This is a genomic window from Faecalibacter sp., assembly GCF_057177045.1.
Genome location: NZ_CM169987.1, coordinates 2,882,538 through 2,898,283 on the forward strand (window position 1 = coordinate 2,882,538; position 15,746 = coordinate 2,898,283).

Below are 15,746 nucleotides of genomic sequence, written 5' to 3' on the forward strand. Positions count from 1 at the left end.
TAACCTCCAGATGAGGTGATAATAGAAATCAATTGTATAATGAATTTGATACGAATTTAATCCATATGTAAAAGTCTGCTTCTATAGTAATTCTTTAATTTCATTTGGTCTTTGCATTAATATTGTAATGAGGTAGTGATTTAGTGAATGTGAAAATTTGAAAATTAGTTAATTTGTTAATGAGTTAATTAGAGAATGAGATAATCTTTCTATTCTTATAATTAAATTGAGCTTTTCGAGGAATTTATTAGCAGAAATATTTTAAAAGAAAACGACCTTACGATTCGCAGACGAGCGTCAATCCATAAAGTGTAGCGTAAAAATGATTACCGAGCGAATGCGAGTGATTTAATCATTTTAGTGAAACGAGATGTCGATTGACCGTCAAGAATCGCCGTCTTGACTTTTTTGTTTCGTTTTTGTGTCAAGACAAAAATGAAAATAAAATGAAGTTTATCCGTTATTCTAAGCTTATTTAGTTTCGCTACAATTTCGCAGTCAGGAGTATATCGAATTAGCCTTAAGTCTTAAACCTTACATCTTATTTAAGTTATTATGGGTTCTAGGTTATTTTGTATAAAGTAAAATGTAAAATGTAAAATGTAAAAGATTAGTGAATAACTAAAAGTGAAAAATTTACTTTTGTTCTAACTTCGTCTTACGCCTTACGTTATACGTGGTACGTTTTACGTTATAAGTTTTGTTTTTGTAAAATGAAAATGATTAGTGAATAACTAAAAGTTAAAATTGAAAAATTTACTTTTCTTCTAACCTATCCGTCACTTTGAGTAATTTTCGAAATGAAATGAATAAAATTTTATCGAGAAGTAAGACGATAAGTGGCAAGACGCATAAAATTTGTCAAAAATTCTAAGCTGCAATATTTCGATAATAAAATCATTTAATATAAAAGCTCGCAGTCTTTATAATTGATACTTCCTAGATATAGGCAGGGTAAAGGCAGGGTAAAGGCAGGATAAAGGCAGGATAAAGGCAGGATAAAGGCAAGATAAAGGCAAGATAAAGGCAGGATAAGGTATAGACAGTATATCAATTTGTATTTTACTAACCTTTATCCCATAGCTATTATCCCAAAACATAAAACACTTTTAAAAATATTTCACCGAGGTTCAGTGAGTTAGGGATAAAAGTGAAAATAATTCACAAAACCATTTGGAAAAACGAATTATGTTGCCCTATATTTGCACTCTCAATACGAAAGAAGAGTAGTATTGAAAACTTGAAATCGCGAAGAAGTAACTTATTAATGAGAGATGAAAATTAAGTGAAATCTTAATAGCGTCTTGAAAAAATAAAACTTCAAAAATTTTTTAAAAAAGATTTTGTAGTTTAAAAATAAGTATTACCTTTGCAACCGCAAACAACGAAAGAAGTTTGCATGATTTGAGAAGTTCATTTGAAATTACAATATAGACAGAAGAAATAAAAGCCGAATATAAATTAGGTCAATCCTTAAATAATAGAGCTAAAGGAAATTCGAAGTTGTAAAACATAAGCAGAAATGCTAAAAGAAATTATTTACAATGGAGAGTTTGATCCTGGCTCAGGATGAACGCTAGCGGGAGGCTTAACACATGCAAGCCGAGGGGTAGAGGTAGCTTGCTATCTTGAGACCGGCGCACGGGTGCGTAACGCGTATGCAACTTGCCCTACTGAAAGGGATAGCCCAGAGAAATTTGGATTAATACCTTATAATAAATTTCATTGCATGATGAGATTTTGAAAGATTTATCGCAGTAGGATAGGCATGCGTCAGATTAGCTAGTTGGTGAGGTAACGGCTCACCAAGGCGATGATCTGTAGGGGGCCTGAGAGGGTGAACCCCCACACTGGTACTGAGACACGGACCAGACTCCTACGGGAGGCAGCAGTGAGGAATATTGGACAATGGGTGAAAGCCTGATCCAGCCATCCCGCGTGAAGGATGACGGCCTTATGGGTTGTAAACTTCTTTTATATGGGGATAAACCTACTCACGTGTGAGTAGCTGAAGGTACCATATGAATAAGCACCGGCTAACTCCGTGCCAGCAGCCGCGGTAATACGGAGGGTGCAAGCGTTATCCGGATTTATTGGGTTTAAAGGGTCCGTAGGCGGACCAATAAGTCAGTGGTGAAAGCCCATCGCTTAACGATGGAACTGCCATTGATACTGTTGGTCTTGAGTGAGGTTGCAGTGGCTGGAATGTGTAGTGTAGCGGTGAAATGCTTAGATATTACGCAGAACACCAATTGCGAAGGCAGGTCACTAAGCCTCAACTGACGCTGATGGACGAAAGCGTGGGGAGCGAACAGGATTAGATACCCTGGTAGTCCACGCCGTAAACGATGGATACTTGCTGTTGGGCGCAAGTTCAGTGGCTAAGCGAAAGTTATAAGTATCCCACCTGGGGAGTACGTTCGCAAGAATGAAACTCAAAGGAATTGACGGGGGCCCGCACAAGCGGTGGAGCATGTGGTTTAATTCGATGATACGCGAGGAACCTTACCAAGGCTTAAATGCATAATGACGTATTTGGAAACAGATATTTCTTCGGACAGAATGCAAGGTGCTGCATGGCTGTCGTCAGCTCGTGCCGTGAGGTGTTAGGTTAAGTCCTGCAACGAGCGCAACCCCTATCATTAGTTGCCAGCGTTTAAAGACGGGGACTCTAATGAGACTGCCAACGCAAGTTGAGAGGAAGGTGGGGACGACGTCAAGTCATCACGGCCCTTACGTCTTGGGCTACACACGTGCTACAATGGTAAGTACAGAGGGCAGCTACCTGGCGACAGGATGCGAATCTCGAAAACTTATCTCAGTTCGGATTGGAGTCTGCAACTCGACTCTATGAAGCTGGAATCGCTAGTAATCGCATATCAGCCATGATGCGGTGAATACGTTCCCGGGCCTTGTACACACCGCCCGTCAAGCCATGGAAGCTGGGGGTACCTGAAGTCGGTGACCGTAACAGGAGCTGCCTAGGGTAAAACTGGTAACTAGGGCTAAGTCGTAACAAGGTAGCCGTACCGGAAGGTGCGGCTGGAACATCTCATTTTTAGAGAACGACGAATTTTCTTCTATTAAATTAGAAGATTGACCTTAATTCGGTTTTATTTTACTGTCATATACTAGTAATTAGTAAAAAATAAATAGTAATTAGAAAATCTAAGTACTCATTACTAACTACTGAAAACTAGAAATATAGACCACTCTTTAAGAGTATTAAAGAGTCTCATAGCTCAGCTGGTTAGAGCGCTACACTGATAATGTAGAGGTCGGCAGTTCGAGTCTGCCTGAGACTACAACGTAAAACGTTTAACGTCGTACGTAATACGTAAAAAGAGGGGGATTAGCTCAGCTGGCTAGAGCGCTTGCCTTGCACGCAAGAGGTCATCGGTTCGACTCCGATATTCTCCACGAAGTCCTAACGGACAAGAAGAGTTCATTGACATTATTAGAAAAAGATAACAAGAAATTGTTAACGACATACAATCAAACAGAGATTAAGAAATTAATCAAAGCAATATAGAATTAAATAATTAAACGATTTAATTCGGCAAATTGAAGGTATACAATTAAACAAAAACGAGTAAGATTAACATAACCGCTCATTATTATGACGGTTAAATTATGAAAAAAGTTACTAAGGGCGTACGGCGGATGCCTAGGCTTTGAGAGGCGATGAAGGACGTGATAAGCTGCGATAAGCTACGGGGAGCGGCACATACGCATTAATCCGTAGATTTCCGAATGGGACAACCCGGCATACTGAAGGTATGTCACTCTGATTTATCAGAGAGCGAACGTTGGGAACTGAAACATCTAAGTACCAATAGGAAAAGAAATCAATTGAGATTCCGTAAGTAGTGGCGAGCGAACGCGGATTAGCCCTAAAGACTTTATAATGCTAGCAGAATAACCTGGAAAGGTTAACCGAAGAGGGTGATAGTCCTGTAAGCGAAAGTGTTATAAGGTTGATAACGAGTAAGGCGGAACACGAGAAATTCTGTCCGAATATGGGAGGACCATCTTCCAAGGCTAAATACTCCTCAAAGACCGATAGTGAACTAGTACTGTGAAGGAAAGGTGAAAAGCATATCGAATAGATAGTTGAAATAGAACCTGAAACCGTACGCCTACAAGCGGTCGGAGCACGTAAGTGTGACGGCGTGCCTTTTGCATAATGAGCCTACGAGTTAATGTCACTGGCAAGGTTAAGTACTTCAGGTACGGAGCCGAAGCGAAAGCGAGTCTGAATAGGGCGATATAGTCAGTGGTATTAGACGCGAAACCTTGTGATCTACCCATGGGCAGGTTGAAGCTTTGGTAACACAAAGTGGAGGACCGAACCGGTTGACGTTGAAAAGTCTTCGGATGACCTGTGGGTAGGGGTGAAAGGCCAATCAAACTGGGAAATAGCTCGTACTCCCCGAAATGCATTTAGGTGCAGCGTTTAGTGAAGTATATTAGAGGTAGAGCTACTGATTGGATGCGGGGGCTTCACCGCCTACCAATTCCTGACAAACTCCGAATGCTAATATATGTTTCTAGGCAGTGAGGGCATGGGTGCTAAGGTCCATGTCCGAGAGGGAAAGAACCCAGACCATCAGCTAAGGTCCCCAAATATATGCTAAGTTGAAAAAACGCGGTTGGATTGCATTGACAGCTAGGATGTTAGCTTGGAAGCAGCTATTCATTTAACGAGTGCGTAACAGCTCACTAGTCGAGCGATCCGGCATGGATAATAATCGGGCATAAGCATATTACCGAAGCTATGGATTCATACTATGTATGACTGGTAGGGGAGCATTCTAACGGCGCAGAAGTCACCTGGTAATGGGTGGTGGAGCTTTTAGAAAAGAAAATGTAGGCATGAGTAACGATAAAATAAGTGAGAAACTTATTCGCCGTAAGACTAAGGTTTCCTAAGCTATGCTAATCAGCTTAGGGTTAGTCGGGTCCTAACACGAACCCAAACGGGGTAGTGGATGGCAAACGGGTTAATATTCCCGTACCTGCACTCAATAAAAGTGACGAATGATTGTAGGAGGTGCGTGCTGACGGAATAGCACGTTGAACCTGCGTAAAGCAGGGATAGTACACAAATCCTTCGGGTGGCGTGATAATCCTCTGAAAATTGTTCCAAGAAATAGCGAGATGTGCAGCCCGTACCGTAAACCGACACAGGTGGTCGAGGAGAGTATCCTAAGGCGCTCGAGTGAGTCATGGTTAAGGAATTAGGCAAAATAGACCTGTAACTTCGGGAGAAAGGTCGCTGGCGTAAGTCAGCCGCAGTAAAAAGGCCCAGGCGACTGTTTATCAAAAACACAGGACTCTGCAAAATCGAAAGATGACGTATAGGGTCTGACACCTGCCCGGTGCTGGAAGGTTAAGGAAGGGGGTTAGCTTCGGCGAAGCTCTTAACTGAAGCCCCAGTAAACGGCGGCCGTAACTATAACGGTCCTAAGGTAGCGAAATTCCTTGTCGGGTAAGTTCCGACCTGCACGAATGGTGTAACGATCTGGGCACTGTCTCAACCATGAGCTCGGTGAAATTGTAGTATCGGTGAAGATGCCGGTTAATCGCAACGGGACGAAAAGACCCTGTGAACCTTTACTATAGCTTTGTATTGACTTCGGGTAAATAATGTGTAGGATAGGTGGGAGACTATGAAGCAGGTTCGCTAGGATTTGTGGAGTCATTGTTGAAATACCACCCTTTATTTACTTGGAGCCTAACTTCTAGATAGAAGGACAGTGCATGGTGGGTAGTTTGACTGGGGTGGTCGCCTCCAAAAGAGTAACGGAGGCTTTCAAAGGTACCCTCAGCACGCTTGGTAACCGTGCGTAGAGTGTAATGGCATAAGGGTGCTTGACTGTGAGGCCAACAAGCCGAGCAGGTGCGAAAGCAGGACATAGTGATCCGGTGGTTCCGTATGGAAGGGCCATCGCTCAAAGGATAAAAGGTACTCCGGGGATAACAGGCTAGTCTCCCCCAAGAGCTCACATCGACGGGGAGGTTCGGCACCTCGATGTCGGCTCGTCACATCCTGGGGCTGGAGAAGGTCCCAAGGGTTGGGCTGTTCGCCCATTAAAGTGGCACGCGAGCTGGGTTCAGAACGTCGTGAGACAGTTCGGTCTCTATCTGTTGTGATCGTTAGAAGTTTGAGCGGACTTGACTCTAGTACGAGAGGACCGTGTTGAACAAACCTCTGGTGTATCAGTTGTGCCGCCAGGTGCACCGCTGAGTAGCTACGTTTGGATGAGATAAGCACTGAAAGCATATAAGTGCGAAACTCGCCGCAAGATTAGACTTCTTTAAAGGGTCGTGGCAGACTACCACGTTGATAGGCTATAGATGTAAAGGCAGTGATGTCAAAGTCGAGTAGTACTAATTACCCATAAACTTTTTCAAATATTAATTTAACCGTCATAGAGAAGGTTAGTTAATCTTATTTGAATTGTATACTGGATTGTATAAAACAAGAGTATTTGTATTCAATTATCTAATAATGTCAAAAATAGATTAGGAACAAAACCTAATTAAAAATATCTAAGAAATTAGGGTGGTTATAGCGAAAGGGCTCACCTCTTCCCATTCCGAACAGAGAAGTTAAGCCTTTCAGCGCCGATGGTACTGCTATTGCGGGAGAGTAGGTCGCCGCCAGTCTTTATTTAAATCCTCAATCATTTATTTGGTTGGGGATTTTTTTATGCTATAAGCTGTAGGCTTTATGCTATAGGCTTTAAATCTTTACTTTGCTAATGTTTCGTGCTGAATGAAAGATTTCCGGTGTCTGAGGTTCTCGAAGACAAAGGAAATCGGCACTTCGAGAACCTCAGTGACCGATTTTTGTATGTGAATAAATAATTTTGAGCAAAAAGATTAGTGAATAACTAAAAGTGAAAAGTGAAAAATTTACTTTTGTTCTAACTTCGTCTTACGTCTTACGTCTTACGTCTTACGTCTTACGTTATACGTGGTACGTTTTACGTTATACGTTTTGTTTTTGTAAAATGAAAAATGATTAGTGACACTGTCCAAAATTTTGTGTAAACATATTTCAGATGGGTTTGACTATTTTATAGTTGAACCCTTTTTTCAAATATAGCTAAAAATTGATTTAAAATTAATCCCCAGTTTTGAATTGGTTTTGTCCATTTTTTGGATATCTGCATTAAGGATAAATATACCGATTTTTTAAGCGCATCATCCGTTGGGAAAACCATCTTATTTTTAGTGTATTTACGGACTTTTCCATTTAGATTTTCAATTAAATTAGTGGTATATATAATTTTTCTAATTTCTACCGGAAAGTCAAAAAATACGGTTAATTCGTCCCAATTCTTTCTCCAAGATTGTATTGCATAAGGATATTTTTGATTCCATTTTTCTGCAAAACGATCTAATTCATGCGCCGCCATTTCTCTGCTTGTCGCATTATAAATTAATTTCATATCCGAAGTAAACTCTTTTTTATCTTTCCACACCACATATCGAGCTGAATTTCTGATCTGATGAACTACGCAAATTTGCGTGTTTGTTTGAGGGAAAATATTGCTAATTGCTTGTGTAAAACCATGCAAATTATCGGTTACAGAAACCAAAATATCTTCCACACCACGAACTTTTAAATCTGTCATTACACCTTGCCAAAAAGCAGCAGACTCGTTCTCTCCAAGCCACATTCCAAGGATTTCTTTGTATCCTTCACGGTTTAGACCAACGGCTAAATAAATAGTCTTATTTATCACTTTTCCGGCTTGTCGAACTTTAAAAACGATACCATCCATCCAAACAATGCAATAAACCGATTCTAATGGACGGTTTTGCCAATCTAATACTTGCTGATTCACTTTATCGGTGATGATAGATATCGCAGAAGTAGAGAGTTTATAACCATATAATTCGTAAAGTTCCGATTCGATATCCGATACACTCAGACCTTTAGCGTATAGCGATATCACCATATTTTCGACTGAAACTGATTTGGATTGATGCTTTGGAACAATTATAGGCTCAAAACTACCCTCTCGATCACGTGGAACTTCTATTGTAGATTCTCCGTATTCGCTTTTTATACGTTTGGAAGTAGTCCCATTTCGTGAATTAGAATTATCACTTTTTTCATTTTTTGAATAGCCTAAATGTGCTTCAAGCTCGCCATGGAGCATGGCTTCTAATAATTCTGAATGGAGTTCTTTTAGTAATTTACTAAGGTCTTCTTGCGTTTTAACGCCTTCTAATAAACCTTGATCTTTGATCATTTTGCCGACAGATTTCTTCATAACAAACTGTGTTTTATAAATGTAATTAAAAAAAAAATAAAGGTGAGTTATAATAACCCACCCTATTTTATGTTTACACAGTTTTTTGGATACTGCCTGATTAGTGAATAACTAAAAGTGAAAAGTGAAAAGTGAAAAGTGAAAAATTACTTTTGTTCTAACTTCTAACTTCTAACTTCTAACTTCTAACTTCTAACTTCTAACTTCTAACTTCTAACTTCTAACTTCATCGTATGTTTTGCGCATGAAGAGTGGTTAAGTGATTAAGTGTTTAAGTGATTAAGTGGTGATGTGTTTAAGTTATGAACGTTAATAAAAAGTGAAAAGTGAAAAATGAAAAACGTATAACGTACAATTGTCTTATTTCTTAAACTAAGAATTAAAGATTTTCACTTGAGATAAAGTATTAAATCTTCTGCTTCACAAATGATGAATCTCTAAATTAATATTTCTTACCTTTTGAAATTTTAGTAAGAATTATGCCTTCTAATAGAAGGAATATCTCTTGTCAATTTCTTGAATTAAGACCTTTAAATTTCCTGCATATTTTTATCTTTGTTCCGATGAATGAAAGAATTGCTTTTATAGGAAGTGTAGCATTATGGGTTGTATTATTTATGATCAGTATTGTTGTAGGTAAAGCAGACTTAATGATCTCGGATTATCTTTCCATCTTTCATTCCTCTGATGAAATGGTTTCTAATTTGATTCTTAATTTTCGATTACCGAAGTCAATAACAGCAATTCTTGTCGGAATAGCCTTACCCATTGCGGGTTTTTTAATGCAAGAATTATTTAAAAATCCATTGGCTGAACCATCGGTTCTAGGAGTAACATCCATGTCGAGTTTAGGAGTAGGAATTGTTGTATTTCTTTTCTCCATCATAGGATTAACACAATACCTCAACCATCCTTGGATTATTATTATCGCTTCATTTATAGGCGCATTTGCCGCTTTAATTTTAATATTAAGCTTTGCACAACGTATTAAATCATCTGCATCATTAATTATTCTAGGATTTATGATGAGTGGACTAACCGTTGCATTAATTAGCCTGATGCAGTATTTTGCGCCATCCGAACAAATTAAGCAATTTTTAATGTGGGGCTTTGGAACTTTAAGTGGATTAACTTGGTCTCAAATTTTAATTTTCGCTTTCTGTGTTACTTTGGGTTTGATGTTAACAACAAAAACATTAAAAGGGATTGTGGCTTTAAATTTTGGTGAAAAATATGCCCAAACTATGGGGATACATTTGAAATCATTACGAATGACCATACTTATTGCATCAGCTTTACTAACTTCAGCAGCAACTGCTTTTACTGGACCTATAGGTTTCATTGGTTTAGTTATCCCTCATTTGTGTCGCTCTGTATTAAAAACATCCAATATTTTTTTATTATTAAAATGGATTATCATCTCAGGAATGAATACGATGTTATTCTTTTTAATTTTAACTGAAATTTTTCCATTTGGAACGTTACCTATTAATATAATAACCTCATTAATTGGCGCACCAATAGTCATTTCGATTTTATTAAACCATAAATTTGAAATTAAGTCATGATTGAATTTTTAAAAATTTCAGATTTACAATTGGGATATCATAATCAAGTTTTGTTTCGTTCCATTAATGCGAGTATACAAGCAGGTGAATTTGTCGTATTATTGGGTAAAAATGGACAAGGTAAATCGACTTTATCGGATACGATTTTAGGATTAACCCCCTATAAAAGTGGAAAAATATTATTGCAAGGAAGAGAACTTCATACCATTGCATTGACAGAAAGAGCATCAATAGTTGCAGCAGTTTTTTCGAAACTTCATCAAGTTCCTTCGATTAAAGTCAGAGAGTTAATAGCTTTAGGTCATTTGCATCGTTCGATCAATTTTAAAAAAATGGATCAAACAGCTTTGGATTTGATGGAGGAAGTTATTACATTCATTGGTTTAGAACATCTTTTAGATGCATATGCTGATGAATTGAGTGAAGGTCAATTGCAATTGGTAATGATTGCCCGTGCGTTGATACAAGATACACCCTTTTTAATTTTGGATGAACCTACAGCCAATCTGGATATCGAAAATCAAATTAAAATATTTAAACTCATTCAACGCATTAACCGTGAGAAAAAGAAATCCATTTTATTTATCACTCACGATGCGCAGATGGCTTTGCAATTCGCTGATAAATTATGGTGGATGGAAAATGAGCAATTATTTGAAGGCTTTCCAGAAGATATTGCCTATCGACATAAAATTTTGGAACAATTATCAGGAGGGCAATTGAAATATGATTCGAAGTCGAATGCCTATCAATTGAATTTTGATGCACCCATTGCAGGGGGTAATCCTAATGAGGAAATAAAGTATTGGATCCAACATGCTTTATCTCGTCTTGGAATAACGAGTGAGTCAAATCTGATGGACGAACTTTCATTCAATCCATCAACCATTCAATGGAAGGATGTACATTTTGATCATATCGCATCTTTAATCACATACATACAAGAACATGAAAAATATAATAATAACAGGAGCAAGTAGAGGAATTGGATACGAATTAGCGAAACAACATTTGGCTTTAGGTAATCGTGTTTTAACAATTTCTCGTAATGAAGATAAGTTGGCAGAATTAAAGGATTTTGCGCAAGACGGACAATATGAATTTCTTGGATTAGATTTAACTAATTTTGAAGAAATTTCTAAAGCTTTAGAAGCTGTATCATCTTGGGATAAAGTAGATATTTTATATAATAATGCAGGTTTATGTATCAATAAGCCTTTTCAAGACATTACCGAACAAGATTTAATCCGTTCATGGCAAGTAAATTTTATGGCGCCTTATCGTTTGATTCAAGTTTTACTTCCAAAATTTGATACAACATCTCATGTCGTTAATGTATCTACAATGGGTGCTGTACAAGGATCGGTTAAATTCCCAGGATTATCGGTTTATTCATCATCGAAATCAGCAACAGTAAATTTAACAGAATTATTGGCTGAAGAATTAAAAGAGAATGGACCACGTATCAATGCCGTAGCATTAGGAGCTGTACAAACAGAAATGTTAGAGGAAGCTTTCCCTGGTTACATCGCGCCAACACAACCGCACGAAATGGCAGCGTATTTAGTTGATTTTGGTTTGAATGGTTGGAAATATTTCAATGGTAAAACACAACAAGCTTCTATTTCTACACCATAATTTATTTATTTAAATATTAATAGCTACCAAATGGTAGCTTTTTTTATATCTTAGAATGAAATACACTATTATGAAACACTTCTTATTAACTTGTTTAAGTTTTACATTATTATATAGTTGTAAAAAAGAAACAGATTATTTAGTTAAATACAATTTTACATTTGCGCCAGATTCTCTAAATATAACAAAAATTGTAAGCGAAGAAATGATTTTATCTACCAATAATCAGGGGTATGCTTATATGTCTAATGCACTTTTTACAAGTGATACAATTGGTAATTTAACAGATTTAGTAAAACAAGGAAAATTAAGTTTCTCAGACTTTATGAATCAAAAAGGTCAAGATTCTCAAAATATAAAACTCTATTTTAATAAAGATTCTAATGCTTATCATATACATACTAGTATTGATGGCTTGTCTTATAAATTTAAAGATGATGTTACTAAACTAACTTGGGAATTAGTAGATGAAGAAAAACGAATCCAAAATTATAAAGCAAAAAAAGCGAAAACGAAAGCTTTTGGTAGAAATTGGACTGCATGGTATACCGAAAAAATCCCTGTGGCTTATGGGCCTTATAAATTCCAAGGTTTGCCTGGTTTAATATTAGAGTTAAGTGATGATAAAAATAATTTCAAATTCGATTTAGTGGAAGCTAAAATAGATACTACGAAATATCCAATTTACGAGAAAGCAAATGAAGTAAATTCAAAACGTATTGAATTTGAAAATAAGATAAAAGAATTTAAAAATAATCCCGTAAAAATTACAAGTAAAACCGGTGATGATACGGTGAAAGATAAAAAATATCTGGATCTAAGAAAAGAGGAATTCCTTAAAAAGAATAATTCTATAGAAAAAGGATTACAATTTAATTTATAAACTATAGCTACCTAAAAAAGGTAGCTTTTTTATTTAAAATTAATTTTACTTTTCATTCGATGATTAAAAATATACATCAAAGGAAAACTTCGTAACAGCATCCAAACACCAAATGCTATCCAAATGCCATGAATTTTTAATCCAAAATAATCGCTGATTAAAAGCGTTGGAATAAATCCTAAAAATGTTGATACAATGAGATTGTTGCGTAATAATTTGGCATCGCCCATTCCTTTAAAAAAGCCATCAAAAATATAAGCTAATGTATTAATGGGTTGCATCAATAAAACAATCCAAAAAACACTTGTAAAAACATCTAAAACTCCTTTATCCTTATTGAATAATGTACCAATAGGTTGATAAAATACAAAAGAAATTAGCATTAAAATTAAAGCAATCAAAACAGAATATTTCGAAATATCTTTCCCTAGTAGAACCAATTGCATATAATTTTTTTCTCCGATTAACCGCCCTGCCATTGCATTTCCAGCCCCTGCATATCCATCAATAAAAAAGGAAAAGAATAGCCAAATATTCATCAAAATACTTTGTGCAGCAATATAATTTGGACCATAATCGGTCGCATAAGCATTAGCTACAAAAAAGGCGATATTCAAAGTTGCAGTTCGCAGAATAAAATTAAAGCTCAGATGAATATAGGGCTTTATTAAAGCATGAAAATGATTCCCTACTTGAAAACGAAATGGAGTGTACTTTAGATAATAATATAAAGCCATACTCACCATTATAATTTGAGCAAAAAGGCTAGAATACGCCGCACCTTTGATGTTCATGGCTGGAATGTATCCATCGATACCATAAATCAATACATAATTTGATAGTATATGAATCAAAGCTGCAGCTACTCCACAACGCATGGCCCAAACGGTATTTTGCAAACCTCTGAAAGTTCCGAAAAGAGTGAGTGAAATTAAAGTTAAAGGAAATCCAAATGCACGAATGCGAAAATATGAAACACATTGTGCTAAGATTTCACCCTTTGCATGATATAAACTAAAAATTTCTTCCGCAAAGATTAAGGTTGATCCCAATAAAAATAAACCTATCGCTATATTGAGGAAAAGAGCTTGAGGAACCAACGTTTTCATTTCATCCAATTGATTGGCACCAAAATGCTGTGAAACGATGGAAGAAATCGATGTTTTGGTTTGACCCAAAATCCATAATAATCCCGAAAGGAATGAACCCACTAATCCAATCGCAGCTAAAGCTTCTACAGGATTTTCTTTGATATGACCAATCATGGCCATATCGGTCAGAGTAATAATGGATTCAGATATACCGGATAGAATGGCTGGAAGAGCCAATTGATTGATTTGTCTAAAGGTAATTCTTTGAGGCATTTTTATTCTGGTGCATTTTCATTAACGAAAATATCGTGATTAAACATAATCCACAGTCGATGAAAATAAGTGAATCGACATGGTAAAGTTTTAGGTACAAAAATGCGAATAAAAATCCGATTCCTAATTGGATTAAAAATCGAAAAAGTATTGGGTTAAAATAAAAACCTTTAAAAGGTTGAACCCAATTTGCAAATATTAAGAAAGCTTTGATTGAAAAGTAAGCAAAAATTGCAGGATGAATATCGTCTTCTTTCATGGATAATTGATGTTGGTAAAGTAAAACCAAGGAAAATGCCGTAATGAAGAACAATAAAATTGAATATGGAACTAAATAAGGTTTATTAGTTTGCATAAAAAAGGATGACGTGTTAATTGTCATCCAAGGTACTATTTATTTTTCTTTTTTAAAATCTAATGAAAGTGAATTGACACAGTAGCGTAATCCAGTTGCTGTAGGCCCATCATCAAAAACATGGCCCAAATGACCACCGCAAGATCCACATAAAATTTCTGTTCGAATCATGCCGTGGGATTCATCACGAACTTCCACAATTTTACCATTTTCTATTTCTTGATCAAAGCTTGGCCATCCACAGTGGCTATTGAATTTGGAAGATGAATCAAATAATTCTTCACCACACCCCGCACAGGTATAAATTCCATTTTCGAAATGCATATTGTATTCACCTGTAAATGGACGTTCCGTACCAGCATGACGTAAAACGATGTATTGGTCTGGCGATAATTGTTCTTTCCATTCCTCATCCGTTTTATTTACTTTAAAATTGAAGTCTTTATTCATTTTCAAGGGGTTTTAATTTATCCATGTATTGTAAGCCTCAAATGCGGCTTTTATTTCTTCCTCATTACATACCACGTTATATGTACAAGAACCAATTTGATCAATCAAACTAAAATGAATGGCATGGTTTTCATTTTTTTTGTCATGGCTCATCCATTCCAATAAATGAGGAATTAATTTTGAATCAATGGTACTCAGTGCATATAAACTCGCAAATCCATCACAAATCTCATCTCGGTCTTCCGTTGCTAAAATACCTTTTTGCTCGGCTAAGAATGCTTCAATAATCATTCCGATAACAATGGCTTCACCATGCAATAAAGGGAATTCAGTTTCTAAAGATTCGCTTTCAATGGCGTGACCAATTGTATGTCCAAAATTTAAAATTTTACGTAAACCTTTTTCCAATGGATCTTGTTCAACCACTTGACGTTTGATTTCAATAGAGTCCATAATAAATGGCGCTAAATCTTCTGCATGATGGGATAATAATTGAACCAAATTATCCCAATGATCACGATCTTGAATTAAACCATGTTTTAACATTTCAGCTAATCCTGATTTAATTTGACGTTGTTCCAATGTTTTCAGAAACTTAGGATCAATCAAAACCATTTCAGGTTGGGTAAAAGTTCCCACCATGTTTTTCATTCCTTCTAGATCGATTCCATTTTTCCCACCCACTGAGGCATCCACTTGGGATAATAAAGTCGTTGGAATATTAATGAATTTAATTCCACGTTTGAAGGTTGAAGCCATAAAACCACCCATATCTGTTAGTACACCACCACCAACATTGATGACTAAAGCATTACGATCTGCACCTAATTCGGCTAAAGCTAACCATAAATTTGATACGGTTTCAATGGTTTTATTCTCTTCGCCTGCATCCACTTCTAAAATTTCATAAGCCGAAAGATGATCTAAATCTGCTAATAAAATCGGTAAACAATGGACATGGGTATTTTCATCCACTAAGAAGAAGATGTTAGAGAAATTATTTTCGTGTAAATATTGGTCTAAAACTGATGCGATAGACCCAAAATGTATTGGTGCGGATTTCAAAGGAATAAATTGTTTTGAAAATGGCTATAAAAGTACGGCGAATAAGGGACTACTTCCAAAAATAAGGGAATGATTTTCGTAGATTACTGAAATATATCAGAAAGGAAACGATTTGATTGCAAATCTTAGGTA

The 15,746-nt window shown here is 36.6% G+C and carries 9 protein-coding genes, 2 tRNA genes and 3 rRNA genes; 9 read left to right on the plus strand and 5 right to left on the minus strand.

The features are described from left to right. Positions 1–1,541: 1,541 nt before the first annotated feature. The 5 genes from AC1QSP_RS13435 (at position 1,542) to rrf (ending at position 6,672) form a co-directional block, all read left to right on the plus strand. Positions 1,542–3,058 (plus strand): 16S ribosomal RNA (locus tag AC1QSP_RS13435). A 173-nt stretch (positions 3,059–3,231) separates the two neighbouring features. Beyond that, positions 3,232–3,305 (plus strand) — tRNA-Ile (locus AC1QSP_RS13440). A 41-nt stretch (positions 3,306–3,346) separates the two neighbouring features. Continuing rightward, positions 3,347–3,420, plus strand: a tRNA-Ala gene (locus tag AC1QSP_RS13445). 216 nt (positions 3,421–3,636) lie between these two features. Continuing rightward, positions 3,637–6,417: ribosomal RNA gene (locus AC1QSP_RS13450) — 23S ribosomal RNA — on the plus strand. Positions 6,418–6,564: 147 nt separating this feature from the next. Further along, positions 6,565–6,672 (plus strand): 5S ribosomal RNA (rrf, locus tag AC1QSP_RS13455). Together the 16S, 23S and 5S rRNA genes with 2 tRNA genes alongside form the textbook arrangement of a ribosomal RNA operon. A 413-nt stretch (positions 6,673–7,085) precedes the next feature. Here the strand turns inward: rrf and AC1QSP_RS13460 are convergent. After that, a complete protein-coding gene (locus AC1QSP_RS13460) occupies positions 7,086–8,291 on the minus strand; it encodes an IS256 family transposase (RefSeq protein ID WP_225539945.1) in 1,206 nt (401 codons plus the stop codon). Positions 8,292–8,854: 563 nt separating this feature from the next. On the opposite strand from AC1QSP_RS13460, the gene AC1QSP_RS13465 reads away from it, so the two are divergent. The 4 genes from AC1QSP_RS13465 (at position 8,855) to AC1QSP_RS13480 (ending at position 12,380) form a co-directional block, all read left to right on the plus strand. Then, positions 8,855–9,859 carry a FecCD family ABC transporter permease gene (locus tag AC1QSP_RS13465; RefSeq protein ID WP_484079121.1) on the plus strand — a complete coding sequence of 335 codons (1,005 nt, stop codon included), beginning with the start codon at positions 8,855–8,857 and terminating at the stop codon, positions 9,857–9,859. Further along, the gene (locus tag AC1QSP_RS13470; protein WP_484079122.1) at positions 9,856–10,839 is read left to right on the plus strand and encodes an ABC transporter ATP-binding protein; all 984 of its coding nucleotides are present in this window, start codon (positions 9,856–9,858) and stop codon (positions 10,837–10,839) included. The genes AC1QSP_RS13465 and AC1QSP_RS13470 overlap by 4 nt, the downstream gene beginning before the upstream one ends. After that, positions 10,808–11,497, plus strand: a complete 690-nt coding sequence (locus AC1QSP_RS13475; protein ID WP_484079123.1) for an SDR family NAD(P)-dependent oxidoreductase — start codon at positions 10,808–10,810, stop codon at positions 11,495–11,497. The genes AC1QSP_RS13470 and AC1QSP_RS13475 overlap by 32 nt, the downstream gene beginning before the upstream one ends. A 70-nt stretch (positions 11,498–11,567) precedes the next feature. Next, positions 11,568–12,380 (plus strand): GLPGLI family protein, encoded by an 813-nt coding sequence (locus AC1QSP_RS13480; RefSeq protein ID WP_484079124.1) that lies wholly within the window; start codon positions 11,568–11,570, stop codon positions 12,378–12,380. 29 nt (positions 12,381–12,409) lie between these two features. Here the strand turns inward: AC1QSP_RS13480 and AC1QSP_RS13485 are convergent, their stop codons facing one another. The 4 genes from AC1QSP_RS13485 to aroB are packed head-to-tail and all read right to left on the minus strand — an operon-like array spanning position 12,410 to position 15,614. After that, the gene (locus AC1QSP_RS13485; RefSeq protein ID WP_484079125.1) at positions 12,410–13,744 is read right to left on the minus strand and encodes an MATE family efflux transporter; all 1,335 of its coding nucleotides are present in this window, start codon (positions 13,742–13,744) and stop codon (positions 12,410–12,412) included. Further along, positions 13,722–14,099, minus strand: a complete 378-nt coding sequence (locus AC1QSP_RS13490; RefSeq protein ID WP_484079126.1) for a hypothetical protein — start codon at positions 14,097–14,099, stop codon at positions 13,722–13,724. Before AC1QSP_RS13490 ends, AC1QSP_RS13485 begins: the two co-directional genes overlap by 23 nt. Before the next feature lie 39 nt (positions 14,100–14,138). Then, complete coding sequence (gene msrB / locus AC1QSP_RS13495) at positions 14,139–14,549, minus strand: peptide-methionine (R)-S-oxide reductase MsrB (RefSeq protein WP_484079127.1); 411 nt, start codon at positions 14,547–14,549, stop codon at positions 14,139–14,141. A gap of 12 nt (positions 14,550–14,561) precedes the next feature. Next, entirely contained in the window at positions 14,562–15,614 is a 1,053-nt protein-coding gene (gene aroB / locus AC1QSP_RS13500) for a 3-dehydroquinate synthase (protein ID WP_484079128.1), read from the minus strand. Positions 15,615–15,746 lie beyond the last annotated feature (132 nt).

Bases quoted from the DNA above. Each gene is read 5' to 3' on its own strand.
- AC1QSP_RS13460 (WP_225539945.1), bottom strand. From the start codon at position 8,291: ATGAAGAAATCTGTCGGCAAAATGATCAAAGATCAAGGTTTATTAGAA.
- AC1QSP_RS13465 (WP_484079121.1), top strand. From the start codon at position 8,855: ATGAATGAAAGAATTGCTTTTATAGGAAGTGTAGCATTATGGGTTGTA.
- AC1QSP_RS13470 (WP_484079122.1), top strand. From the start codon at position 9,856: ATGATTGAATTTTTAAAAATTTCAGATTTACAATTGGGATATCATAAT.
- AC1QSP_RS13475 (WP_484079123.1), top strand. From the start codon at position 10,808: ATGAAAAATATAATAATAACAGGAGCAAGTAGAGGAATTGGATACGAA.
- AC1QSP_RS13480 (WP_484079124.1), top strand. From the start codon at position 11,568: ATGAAACACTTCTTATTAACTTGTTTAAGTTTTACATTATTATATAGT.
- AC1QSP_RS13485 (WP_484079125.1), bottom strand. From the start codon at position 13,744: ATGCCTCAAAGAATTACCTTTAGACAAATCAATCAATTGGCTCTTCCA.
- AC1QSP_RS13490 (WP_484079126.1), bottom strand. From the start codon at position 14,099: ATGCAAACTAATAAACCTTATTTAGTTCCATATTCAATTTTATTGTTC.
- msrB (WP_484079127.1), bottom strand. From the start codon at position 14,549: ATGAATAAAGACTTCAATTTTAAAGTAAATAAAACGGATGAGGAATGG.